The following is a 13,011-nucleotide window of genomic DNA, read 5'->3' as shown; positions in this document are numbered from 1 at the left end:
AGGAAGTAATAAGAGACATGGTTCTGGCTACGAAGTCAGAGCCATAATCAGAACGCGTCCAAAAATAATTTTTTCGCCAAATGACCACAGGTCGTAAGCATTGCTCCGCATGATTATTAGTTGGTTGTATATTTTCATTAAAAATAAAAATCCATAAGGCATCAAACTGCGTCAATAAGTTTGAGCAAAACCGCACGATTCTTAATTTGGGGTCTGTATAAGTCCCTTGCTCCAGAAGCTCCCCTACCTTATGTCGATCGTGGCGGGTAATTGTACTTTCATACAGAATAGTTAACTAAATGAATAATCGCCTATTTTATGATTTTGCAAATAGTTATATTGCATGTTTATTTGAGTCACTTCCTTTACAATTATGTTTTACATGCAGCCAAAGCTTGAGAAAATTCTTGGTGAAAATTAGAATCACCTAGAAGCTTAATGAGGCCCATATTACGTAGCTTACTCTCTACACGTGGATTAGCACCACTTAAAATAACGCGGACATTACGTTGCTGTAAATCTTCAATAACTTCTTCTAATGTCTGTAAACCCGTACTATCAATAAAAGGGACCCACCGCATTCTGATAATCAAGGTTTTGGGATCGGTATGAGTTACAGCCAATGCATGCTGAAATACTTCCGCAGCGGCAAAGAAAAAAGGACCGTCTACAGAATAAACCAATACACCCTTTGGTAGAGCTTCCATATTGTGTTGTACCAATTCATGTGACAAGTCTTTTTGAGTCATTTGTTGTACTTCAACACTCGATGCCATACGTGCAATAAAATGCAATACGGCAATGATAACGCCTATATTTACTGCTACAACTAAATCAACAAACACTGTAAGTAAAAAAGTCACCAGCAAAATAACTACATCTGCTTTAGGAGCACATCGCATTAATTTAATGAAATGTTTTGCCTCACTCATATTCCAAGCAACTACAAACAATATTGCAGCAAGTACGGTCAAAGGTATATTTACTGCCAAAGGTGATAAAAAAAGAATGATTAAAACCAGTGTCAGTGAGTGAACAATACCCGCTAAAGGACTATTTCCTCCATTACGAATATTTGTTGCTGTACGCGCAATGGCTCCAGTAGCTGCAAAGCCACCAAATAAAGGAGCAAAAATATTTGCTACTCCCTGGCCAACAAGTTCTCTGTTTGAATTATGTTTTGTTCCTGCCATTCCATCAGCAACAACTGCAGATAAAAGTGACTCTATGGCGCCAAGCATAGCTATAGTAAAGGCAGGCCCGATTAATTCAATCACTCGATCCACACTCAAATCAGGTAATTCAAACTCAGGTAACCCTTGTGGTATCCCTCCAAACAGAGAGCCTATGGTCGCTACACCTGAAAACTGAAACACAGACTGCAATATAGTCACCGCAAGCAGTGCCACCAATGGGCCTGGTACACGTTTTAAGCCAGGAAATTTATTAGAGAAAATCACTAAAAATAGTGAAAAGACACCTAAAGCGGTTGTGTTTATATTAAGTTGTGGAAATGATTGTAATAAATGCCAGAGTTTTTCATGAAAATGGCCACTCCCTCCGGAAGGTAATCCAAAAAAATAGTGCCATTGCCCTACCCAAATAACTACACCTATTCCCGCAGTAAAGCCAATAATTACCGGCATAGGTATAAACTTAATTATTCCACCTAAACGGGCAAGACCAAAAAACAGCAATATAAATCCTGCAATTATTGTGGAAATTTGTAACCCGGATACCCCATATTTTGCTGTAATGCCTGAAAGCACCACAATAAAAGCACCTGTAGGGCCCGCTATCTGTAAACGACTTCCACCCAGAATTGAAACAAGTAAACCCGCAACAATAGCTGTATAAATCCCCTGCTCTGGTCTTACACCTGAAGCAATAGCAAAAGCCATGGCTAAAGGTAAGGCAACAATACCGACAATAACTCCGGCTATGATATTTTGTAACCAATATTTTTTTTGGAATAAACCTGCTTGATAAGATTCAATAAGTGTTTGCATGAAATGTTATAACCCGCTTCAAAAATGGAATCATTTATGTACAATTAAATTGTAAAGTGGAAAATTTGCATATATTGTATAAAATTTTTGGGGTTAATTACAGAGCTAGAGTAAAAGTTTTTTTGCACATTTTTATCTAGAAACCAGAAACCTTTTTCTTAACTTCAAGGTGCCAATGACACCTTGAGGACGTAAAACGGAAAAAATTTACAAAACACATGGTCTAAACATATTAACAATCAATGAAATGCACTCCATCGGTAGAACATTGCGATTTGGGTATACTATTGTTTAATATAGGGCCTGAACTCATAATTGGCGCTAAGGATGTTCCTTGAGAAGCGATAGCAGTAATGTAACTGGCAGCATTTCCTTCAAAAATCACCGCATTATTTGAATTATCTCTAAGACCATAAACAACAATCTGTCCTGAATTTGTGGCTACTCCATCTGCTTCAACATTAATTGTCGAGTTATTAACAATACTCCCTTCTCTTGATTGAACACCTATGGTCTGAACGATGCTATTAATTCCATTAGAATTATTATTAGCCTGAACGTTAATTATAACTCTATCTATTGTACTCATAGAATTGGAAAATGTTCCCCACAAAGTACGAAAATTACCACCACTAACATCGCCATTAGAAGTTATATTAATAATAGAATTACTTAAATTAAGCATTTCATTGGCACTAATACCTATTATTTGAGAGTTTCCTCCCTTATTATCACCAGTAAGCGTTGTATTCGCAGTAATATTCGTTGCAATGACATTTAGAGCGCCTATGGCATAGACGGAATTTTCACTTCCAGAGCCAATCGCAGAACCAGTACTCTCAGCAGAAATAGTTGAATTGCTAATAGTGAGATCATTCACATTTAGAGCCATAGTGTAAGTAGAAGAATTAGTTTCCATAGCATTTCCATTATTGATAGCAATAACGTGCGAATTGTCAATTAGCGTATCCCCACTTAAAGTGTTTACGGCAATCACGCTCACATTATCATTATTTATATTTAAGGCTTGGATTTCACTATTAATTATCTGCATATCCCCAGTAAAACCAATCCCTATGACTGAATCGTTAAAACCCGTAGGCATAATATCGCTTGGAACAAGCTGATTAGTACTGTTTACTCTCATATCATAAAGTGCTCCATCGGCGAGAACTGATTGAGAACCCCAAATCAAGGCGCCATTAACAAGTGGTCTATTATTTCCGCTTGCTGCAGTAAGCCAACCGGTATTTCTACCAAAAATAGATTGACCATTTTGTAGATTAACCCAATTGTTCAAATTTAACGTATTAGGTGGAATAAGATAAGTTCCTGAAGCAAAATACAGATTGGCATTAGGAGCTAAGGCAGCTATCTCTTCAGCAGTAGCGGAATCAATAGTAGAGCAAGGATTTTCGGCAGTGCAATTAGACAATGTAGTAGCCGCTCCTGCAGGATAAACACCAGCGGGACTAAAAAACCAAATATTATTAAGTACATGACGAGGACCAATTGCTTTAAACACAGTACGAGTCGGAATAGCCTTCCCATAGGACTGCCGGGCAAGATGACGAATGATGGGAGAGATCATACGATTTTCCAAAGATGGGATTGGAGCAGATGAGCCCCCAAAATTCACTCGTACTCCTACAGCAAAACGATTTTTATTCTGGTTATCGTAATTATTTTGAAGTAATAAAGAAACATGGTCTTTTACTATTGCTTCGATATTGGCTTCTACACCATTAATGTTCTTAGCACGGCTATAATCAAAATGATAACCACCTACACGTACCCAAAATCCTTTAGCGTAATCAAAAAAACGCCCTGCTTCCAACTCGACACCTGGACCCGCCTCTTCCATTAATGCCACTGGAGTATCAAAAAAACTATGGCCAGTAACACCTGCCAGGTTGTTTTTTTTGCTTGTATCTGTGAGCACTGAAACTGGAAGGGCGCTTGCCAATGTATAGGAATAAGTTTGAGCATGTTTGCTGACAGGAATATATCCTTGTAATCGAACCTCATAACTGCCAGTTAACCATTCTACTCCAGGATTTAATTGCCAAAACTCATTTTTTAAACCACTATGATAAAAATCGGTAAATAGATAAGCACCTATAATCCCTTCACCCAGACTTGTTTGTCTCATATCACGATAACCCAAACCACCACTTAATACGGTACGTTGCTCTTGCCCTAACATTACTGTGCCATCAGCAAAAAAAATGCGATCGTGCGTTTGTAATATAGGAAGCATCCCATCACCAAAACCGCCTAATTGCTGATCGCTTCCAGCAAGTATTTGTCCAGTAATTCGAGGAAAATAATTCTTTTCTATTAGGTTTTCTGAACTATTAGCATGACTTAGCGAAGTACCAAGCAGAGCAATTGCAAGATTGAGTAGTGATAATTGAGATTTCATTTAAACTCCATTTATATGAAAATACCTTCTCTATGACTCTAAAACGAACGAATTGAGATTCATGTTCAGTCTGAAGATGAACGCTTTTTTAAAACGCTATTGGGGCATACTCGATTCATCATAGATACCTTAATTTAATTGTTATTCTCCTGCGCACTTTCCAAATGAATTTTGCGAAAAAACTGGTGCATTACCGGTGAAAGTATAATCACAATAATAGCAATAAAGGCAAGACCACTAAATAAAGCATAAAATCCCGCAAATAATTTCCCTGCAGTAGTATTTATTGTTGTTGCCGGTCCCATCCCAGATAGAATCATGGATGCATTCATAAAGGCATCGATCCAGGACATTTTTTCAGTAACATGATAGCCCATCATGCCAATAAATAGAGCGATCGTTGTCAGCATGACACCCCAAAACGTATTACGCATTAGATGAAGATAAAAATGTTTTTTAATTTGTTTTTTCTTTCGCGATCTCATTGTGGCTCCTTGTTTTTTATCCACTTTTTAAATTAAAGTATAAGTAATTGTTCGTTGTAAACTATAAGGATTATCACCGTATTTATAATTTTCCATAGCGATTTAAAGCATACTCCCCCATATTTCTAGCGATTTCCCCTTCAGCAAAAAATACTTTTCCACTGATTTCTTCCTGTAATAACATTGCTTCTTCTTCATCATGGGTGCGGACAACAATCTCTATTTCCGGGTTAAGTTTATACGCACATTGGATCATTTTTCTTACATTAACGGTATCCGATGTAAGAATCATGAGCATACTGGCACGAGCAATATGGCTTTGAATAAGCACAGAAGGGTCAGATGCATCCCCATAAACTGCCGAAAAACCAGCAGCTCGCAGGCTTTCAATTAATTCTCGATTTTCATCAACCACAACATAGGGAATAGCTTTTTCAGAAATCAAATGAACAACACGCTTCCCAACTCGCCCATAGCCCACCAAAACCACTTGTCCTGCAAGGTACTCCTCTTTTGTGGTCATAGGTAATTCAGCCAGAGGATCATGAGCGCACTCCAAAAAACTCATTAATCGAGGATAAGATTTTATCCAAGTATGAACAGGATTTACGAGCTTAAATACCAGAGGGTTAATCGCTATTGATATGAGTGCGCCTGCTAAGATGAAATTTAGTCCTTCTTTTGGAAGCATGTTTAAGCGCACGCCTAATTCAGCAAGAATGAAGGAAAACTCACCAATTTGTGCCAGGCTTGCTGACACAATTAATGCCGATTGTAATGGATAGCGAAAAGCAAGGACGAGCATAAAGGCTACAATTGACTTACCTATAACGATAATACCTACGACAATTAAAATTTGAAATGGTTGCTCAACCAAAGCAGAAGGATTAAACAACATGCCGACAGAAACAAAAAACAACACCGCAAACGCATCTCTAAGTGGTAAAGATTCTTGAGCAGCCCGATGGCTAAGTGAAGATTCTCGCATAATCATACCCGCAAAAAAAGCACCTAAAGCGAAAGAAACACCAAATAACTTGGCAGCCAAATAAGCAATACTAATCGCCGCAGAAATAACACATAGAGTAAACAATTCACGTGAGCCAGTTCGAGCAACATGCCAAAGCAGTTTAGGGAAAAATCGGCGACCGACCAAGAGCATGAATGCAATAAAAGTTGATACTTTAATAAGTGTAAAGCCAAGAACAAGCCATAGAGATTTTTGTACACCAATAGATGAACTACCAACAAGCCAGTGTGATAATGGAGGGAGCACCACTAACACAACAACCATAGCTAAGTCTTCAACCAGAAGCCAGCCTACAGCAATATGACCATTAATCGACTCAAGGGCTCTTCTTTCTTCAAGGGCTCGCAGTAGTACAACCGTACTCGCTACCGACAGAGAAAGGCCAAAAATTAAAGCACTACTATAATTCCATCCCCACATCATTGCAGCACATCCTCCAAGTATTGTTGCTGCAACCATTTGCACTATTGCTCCAGGGATCGCAATCTTACGAACTCGCATTAAATCAGACAATGAAAAATGTAATCCTACTCCAAACATCAACAGCATAATCCCAATTTCTGCAAGCTCTTGAGCAATTTTATTATCTGCCATTAAGCCAGGAGTAAATGGTCCCATAGTAACACCGGCTAATAAATAACCGACTAATGCTGGGATCTTAAGACGTACGGCAATAAATCCAAAGACTAATGCTAAAGCAAATCCCATAGCGACGGTGGTAATTAGGGGGAGCGAAGGATGCAATTTAAATAGTCCTTGTCTTTAATTTTTTACTTAATAAAGTATAAGTAGATATTTATTTTAATGGAAAAATTTTCTGTTCATTCTCTGATAAAAATATTTATCCATTTCTAGAATAAAGAAGTCATGTCTCGACTTTGAACAATATAAAACTGTTGATCAACAAGGAGCCATTCAATATCTTGCGGTTTACCAAACACGACTTCCAATTCATGCCCGTGCTTATACAAAGCCTGGTATTCTTTATTATTGAGGATGTTTGAGTTACCTATAGCATGAAAAGGCTGCCCTTTTTCATCGATATACAGCGAGACAAGTTCTGTACTTCCCTGAGTTACACCTTCAGCACCACCTGGTGCTATTTCCACTTGCATTTGTCCTTGAGTTGCACTTTTGGTAAATAATACACCGCCAAATTGACCTTTAATGTAAGGTTGTACTATTAAATTCAATTTAATCTCGGTTTCTCCACTGTATTCCTTAATAATCGCGGCACGATCGAGCAGATTTTGCCAAGAGGCACAAATCGCAGAAATAAATTCATCTACAGTATGAATATTCGATTGAGAGTAAAATATGCCCGCATAACTGTAATGGCTTGTATCTTCCAAATTGGTTGATGAACGCACAATAAGGGGAGATTTTATTCGTGTTAAAAGATTAAATAACTGTTTTAATTCTTCATAATAGACTGACCATAATGCGCCATGAGTACTTGCTAATTGATAAATCTCTTTCACACAACAATGCTTCAAAATAATAGTTTTTGGAAGAGGGAATCCTTGTTGATTCATTAAAGCCAATCGTTGAGCTTTATTACCAATATCCGATGTTGGCTCTACGGCTTCCAGAAACTCCCATTCAAGAACAGTATTATTTAAAACATCCACTTGATTGCCTGAGTGGATCATTAATTTTACATTGTTTTTGATTTCTGAGGTTTGAAATTGAGCAATCATAGGAATGTTTTTTTCTCTGGCAATAATGGATGTATGGCTTAAATATCCACCTTTTTTTAATATAATTGCGTTCAGGTGCTGGCAGGCTATAATCTGATCCGGCAAAAGATTATCTGCGATTAAGATACTCCCTTTGGGTAAAGTAGAAAATATCAGATTCTCTTGGTATAGCACGGCATTACCGGTAATGATTTGTTGGTTCCCGGCAACTCTTAGTGCATGCGTTTCGTGTTGTACTATTGAATTATGTTGCAGCTGTTCCACATCATGCAGTGAAAATGCATCTGCAAAATACCACTGATTTTGAGTTTGCCATGCTTCATAACGGTAGCTCAGCAAGTTGATGAGCCTGGTGCGATTTCTGGGCAAAGTATATAAATCATCCTTGGTTAAATAAACTAAACTAATAGGTAACATAAGTTGTTTACTTAGCTTTTCTAATAATTGGTTTATCAATTGCCATTCTTTTAACTGAAAATCGCGAATACCTCTACGAACAGTTTCAGTTTCTAAAAAAGCATATTGCCAATAAGAGCCATGATTTGTTGTCTTTACATCAATTTGAGCAGGTGTAGCCGATAATTCATAATAAACAGGTAAGGGTAAAAAACATGGAGCGCTGAGAAACTCAGATAAATCTCGCGAGGAATGTTCTGCTTGACCTTGCAATTGCTGAAAAGCATATTGATGCAGCAAACTGCTGTAACATTGCCACATGGCGCTCTCTTCGCAAAGCGTGTTCAGTGCTCGATTAATCACTCGCTTTAACTGATGTTTCGATAAGGGCTGACGTACATACTGCATCAAGTGTTCAAGGCGTACTTGGCTTTTTGGTGCGATTAACGTGTAATAATCCAGAAAAATACTCTGTATCGCTAATTGAAACTTTAAGCGGGATATTTTGTCTCTTATCCAGATAATAAGCCTGTTTGCAGCAAATACCGCTTTTTCAAAAGAATGATCCAGATAAATTTGTTTCGAAAAAGCAAGAAACTGTCCTTGAGTTTTCTCATTGCTTTTAATAAAGATGCCCAATTTATGGAGTGCCTTAAGACAACCACCTTTTTTATTCCAACGCTGCTTCACCACATCAAGCATCAATGGAGTTGAGTTTGTAAACACTTCTTGAAACAAAGTTGATGTAAACCGTTTTTCATAAGGGTCACTTGACACCATTTGATCATGCGTTAATAGAACATGGCGGTTTATAACCCGAGTATCTGCATAATTATGATAAAGTCTGACTGAAATAATAGCGTCGCTGCTATCTAAATTAAGTTCTATATCCTGTTGAAAAAAAAGCAATAGGTTACGTATCATTTGGCTATAATGCTTTAAAACAGTATCTTCTAATTGATTATTGAATTTGCCATCATCTAGAATTTTACCTGTAAACAATCCTAAGCTTGCGGACTTTTTACCAATGTTGAGATTGATTCGAGCTAAAGCCAACGGATTATGAGTATTTAACTGGATAAAGGTATTTGCAACGGGATTACAGGAATAACCGCATCGTTCCAAAATTTTTTTTATATGTCTGGGCGTATTTTTAAAAGAACGTCCATAAAAATAAAGAAACAGATCAATAAAAAGAGGAACAGATAGAAGGATGCTGATTAAAAAAATTGAAGATAGAAAGAAAGAGAAGCTATAAACATATAAAAAATACATCGTTACAATGACAATGCCTATATTTTTATAAGAGGGAAACGTCAAGAAGCGAAGATTTTGAACAGGGGCAAAAACATTGCTAAGATTATGCCGTAATAGACTAAAGCGTTTCCTATTGGGATACTCTAAGTGTATTAAAAAAATCAAACCAAACAATGCATACACGCCAATAAGATAACCTATATTCATAGGTAAGTCAGTCAATTGGTAAAGATATAAATCAAAGGGAATGGGTAAAGGGAAAGGACCCAACAAAAAAACCAGGAAAGCGATGAATATGCTTATGCTCAAGTTTTGCCATTTATATGCACTTGATGGTTGATTGGTGATTGAATCAAAAAGCTCCTTAGTACGTAGAGTAAAAATTAAAGCGGACTGTATCAACAAAATAAAAAAAAGATTAGCGACGGGAAAAAAATCCTTTTGGCTTAAGTCAGTAAAATAGACAGGCGTATTTTTTAACTGGCTAAGGTTCTTGATGATCTCATCATTATGTGGTGTTTTACTATTAATGATAGGAATACTTTGCCTTGCAGTAATTTGTGTGTATTCCTTCAGAAATTGGTCGGGTGAAACTAACCCTTTATCCCCTGACAAATTAAGTTCAGTAAAGTTATGTTTTTTAAGTAGATACTTTGCATAAGTCGACGGAAGATAGATACTGGTCGGGGCTTTACTTTCCACGCTCTGATTCATCCATCCAACCATGCCACCGGGAAAATAAAAGATTCGATGTTCAGCCTCAGCCTGTTTTAATAGCGACTTATCCGCGTCTATAAAAGCCATATTAGATGACTTATAGCCACGCTCACAAATCAAGACGATTTTTTGATGAGGAAACGTCTTTAAATAATCGGTTAATCCCTGTCCGTCAGGATAGTTAAGTGCACCAATAATATGGATCATGTTATATGATCCTCTATCGCGCAAATCAATAAATGCAGGTTTCGAATCGGATTGCTGCCACTGAGGAAGGGTTTCTATATTCGTCAAAGGCTGGAGCAGTCCAAACAGATATATACCAGCAAGAATGAATACCAGAACCAGGAGACCACCAATAATCCGGCTTAAATACAAGCGCCACACCAGGTATAATTTTGTCTTTATCCAAATATATTGTAATAAAACACCCAATGCTCCCAAGAGTAACAAACCAGGATAAACAATCCCACCTCCCAGTATAGCTAATGTTTCGGGAGGAGGAATGGCATAAGCAGGATTAACATAACTAGATAAAATACACAGCGTAATAACAAACTTTACGATTTTTAGAAAAGCGCTGTTTGATGAACGCAAAGGACTATGTTGTTTAGATATCATACCCTAAGAGCCTTTTATCAGGAGATGCTATCTATGATATACCTAATGTCCTTATAAATTCATCGATTCCTCAGAGAAAAATATGCTCACTACCCTTCCTTGTTCCAATACATCCTGTACGGTGGATGTAACGAGCTCCTCTTAACTAATAACACCATGCCCTGCGCTTCCCTCCTTGAATGTTAAGATTTCATCTTAGGAGCATTTTTTTCTTCCTCAGAAACATCATTATCAGCTCGAATATCTTGTAACTTTTGTTTCATACTTTTAGTGGACTCAATAGTTTTTTCCGTAGCCCTTATTTTTTGAGGCAAATCTTTATGAAGCTCATCGACATGAGATTCAATATGATGAATACGATCTTCAGTAACGGCTTGATTATAAGTACCAGCCGCAAGATCATCTTCTATAATGGCTCCATAACTAAAGGTAGATTTGACAGAGCCATACAATAAATGGGCTCCCTCTCCAACTTTTGCAGAGGCTGCCTGCTTGCGAATGTTTTCCAGGGTTTTGTCATCCAACCCTACTTCAAGGGCATTTTTTCCTTTATTTATAGTAGCCTTATATTCATTCTTAAATGAGTTAGAAATTAAGAGTTCACTAGCCAAATCATTTCCAGGAGCTAACTGGCTATATTGGTGCTCATCTAAATTTTGTACAAGAAACATCGCAAGTTCTCTTTCTCCTAATTCAACGCCATATTCATGTAATGCCCTATTCACTCCGGAAACAACAGGTTTGGGACCAGACTCCTCCAGAAATTTTCTGCTCGCACTATTCCACTCATTAGGATGCGAAGGAGGAGCGATGATCCCTTTCGTTACAGAAACAGCAGCTTGAATATAATCCGAAGCAGAAGGTTGATAAGCTTTGCGGGAATTCTCATACAATTGATAAGCTCCGGCTAAAGTTACAATAGGACTACCTGTTTTAAGAAGAAATTGGATTAAAGGCCTCATAATATGCACACATAGAAATAATATTGAGCATATTAATATAATAGTCCAATTTTTCAGTTTTTGCTTTTCGCGATTACTGTTTCTGATAATGGGTTTTTAGAATAAATGTCTTTATTTAATTTAGCCATGTATGCAAAAATTTTTCTACAATCTGATTTTATGATACCTCCTGGAAAATCGGCATCAAAAAATTGGCAAGTATTTCCATCCTTCGTCAGTCCTGTCATATGATAATTCCCGTTTCCAGTAGGGATAGAAAAAAATGTATATCTTGATGTTCCTACTCTCCCTTCGATTTTATTTGCATTCGTAAGCTCTCCGTATTTTCCTTGTTCAATTTCATAAGGAATGTGGTTTGATTCAAAGGCAGGATAACGGAAGTTAGGTTTGTTTTCACTTAGCATTTTCTTTTGAATGTGAGACTGCTCCTGCGCTTTCTCATAAAATAAATGCTCATTATTAATTAAACTACTGGGATCTTCTCCTCTAATACAGGTTTCCATAAATGCATTAGTTAATTGATTACACATACCTAATTCCAAGCTACCATGATGCTGAAGCATATATTTTTGAGTGGTGAAAGGCTGTGGTTGTGCTTTTTCTGATGGTTCCATAATGTTAATTGCAGATAAGAGTAATTATCTTAGCTTCCTTTTATGTTAAAATTGACTATTAATTGTACATTTCATTGGTAATTATGTCAACGGATTAGACGCACAAACTTTCTACGAGAATAGCTAAACGACGTTTCTTAAAATCAATTTCAAAACAGCCTTATGGTGCTCTCTAGTCTACTTGCATTAATTCTACATAAATTATCGAAATCATTAATACAGGATACTGATGTAAAATAAGCATTAAATGCCGTCAATGATGAATTTTCATTTCTTTGCAATGCTTTATAAATTACTAAGAATCCAGCCTTATTAATATTACTGTTGCTAAGATCAATTTCACTAATATGATTATTGTGCTCGAGCAGATCGGCGATAGGTTTTGCTGCATCAAATAGATTACTATTAAGATCAAGAATAGTTACAGAAGCATTTTTCTCAAGTCCACTAGCAATATGAATAATATCTTCATTATTTATCTCATTAGTGCCTAACTCAAGTTCCTCAATCGTATGATTCTTCCGGAGCATTGCACTTAAAGCAATGGCTGCAACACCACTTGAATTATTACCTAGAAATTGTAATTTAGTAACAGTAGTATTTTCTTCCAGTGCTTTAAAAATTTCTTTGGATTCTTCAGAAGTTAAGTTTTTCTGGCGAAAATCCAATAAAGTGAGGCTGGCATCATTTTGCTTTAATCGTCTAATAATTTCATTATATTCAGGGTACATTATCTCTTCCTAACCCCAGTTCGGAGTTTTTAAGTAAGAAAAATGGAGTTCCAAAGGCTTGTAA

At 37.0% G+C, this 13,011-nt stretch carries 9 protein-coding genes; all 9 read right to left on the bottom strand.

Features of this window, described 5'->3' with window-relative positions; all coding sequences use genetic code 11:
• Nucleotides 1–196, bottom strand: a 196-nt coding sequence (locus QM652_RS12040) for an IS66 family transposase (protein ID WP_415076129.1), incomplete at its 3' end; no start/stop codon positions are given.
• A 175-nt stretch (nucleotides 197–371) separates the two neighbouring features.
• A complete protein-coding gene (locus tag QM652_RS12035) occupies nucleotides 372–2,009 on the bottom strand; it encodes a SulP family inorganic anion transporter (RefSeq protein WP_415076127.1) in 1,638 nt (545 codons plus the stop codon).
• A gap of 232 nt (nucleotides 2,010–2,241) precedes the next feature.
• Nucleotides 2,242–4,434: a hypothetical protein gene (locus QM652_RS12030; protein ID WP_415076126.1), complete on the bottom strand. Its 2,193-nt coding sequence runs from the start codon at nucleotides 4,432–4,434 to the stop codon at nucleotides 2,242–2,244.
• Nucleotides 4,435–4,568: 134 nt separating this feature from the next.
• Nucleotides 4,569–4,919, bottom strand: coding sequence for a hypothetical protein (locus QM652_RS12025; RefSeq protein WP_415076124.1), 351 nt, complete (start codon nucleotides 4,917–4,919; stop codon nucleotides 4,569–4,571).
• Between the two features lie 82 nt (nucleotides 4,920–5,001).
• A complete protein-coding gene (locus tag QM652_RS12020) occupies nucleotides 5,002–6,693 on the bottom strand; it encodes a cation:proton antiporter (protein ID WP_415076122.1) in 1,692 nt (563 codons plus the stop codon).
• A 107-nt stretch (nucleotides 6,694–6,800) separates the two neighbouring features.
• Nucleotides 6,801–10,640 (bottom strand): PEP/pyruvate-binding domain-containing protein, encoded by a 3,840-nt coding sequence (locus QM652_RS12015; RefSeq protein WP_415076120.1) that lies wholly within the window; start codon nucleotides 10,638–10,640, stop codon nucleotides 6,801–6,803.
• A 182-nt stretch (nucleotides 10,641–10,822) separates the two neighbouring features.
• Nucleotides 10,823–11,602, bottom strand: coding sequence for a hypothetical protein (locus QM652_RS12010; protein WP_415076118.1), 780 nt, complete (start codon nucleotides 11,600–11,602; stop codon nucleotides 10,823–10,825).
• A 53-nt stretch (nucleotides 11,603–11,655) separates the two neighbouring features.
• Nucleotides 11,656–12,216, bottom strand: coding sequence for a hypothetical protein (locus tag QM652_RS12005; protein WP_415076116.1), 561 nt, complete (start codon nucleotides 12,214–12,216; stop codon nucleotides 11,656–11,658).
• Between the two features lie 149 nt (nucleotides 12,217–12,365).
• On the bottom strand, nucleotides 12,366–12,947 hold the full coding sequence (locus QM652_RS12000; RefSeq protein ID WP_415076114.1) for a hypothetical protein: 582 nt from the start codon (nucleotides 12,945–12,947) through the stop codon (nucleotides 12,366–12,368).
• Nucleotides 12,948–13,011 lie beyond the last annotated feature (64 nt).

Origin of the sequence: Legionella sp. (assembly GCF_047605385.1) — a bacterium.
Taxonomy (GTDB): Bacteria; Pseudomonadota; Gammaproteobacteria; order Legionellales; family Legionellaceae; genus Legionella.
Note: the sequence above shows the minus strand (reverse complement) of the source record. Positions and strands in the feature narration are given on the sequence as shown.

Coding starts and splice junctions, on each gene's coding strand:
- QM652_RS12035 (WP_415076127.1), bottom strand. CDS start 2,009: ATGCAAACACTTATTGAATCTTATCAAGCAGGTTTATTCCAAAAAAAA.
- QM652_RS12030 (WP_415076126.1), bottom strand. CDS start 4,434: ATGAAATCTCAATTATCACTACTCAATCTTGCAATTGCTCTGCTTGGT.
- QM652_RS12025 (WP_415076124.1), bottom strand. CDS start 4,919: ATGAGATCGCGAAAGAAAAAACAAATTAAAAAACATTTTTATCTTCAT.
- QM652_RS12015 (WP_415076120.1), bottom strand. CDS start 10,640: ATGATATCTAAACAACATAGTCCTTTGCGTTCATCAAACAGCGCTTTT.
- QM652_RS12010 (WP_415076118.1), bottom strand. CDS start 11,602: ATGAGGCCTTTAATCCAATTTCTTCTTAAAACAGGTAGTCCTATTGTA.
- QM652_RS12005 (WP_415076116.1), bottom strand. CDS start 12,216: ATGGAACCATCAGAAAAAGCACAACCACAGCCTTTCACCACTCAAAAA.
- QM652_RS12000 (WP_415076114.1), bottom strand. CDS start 12,947: ATGTACCCTGAATATAATGAAATTATTAGACGATTAAAGCAAAATGAT.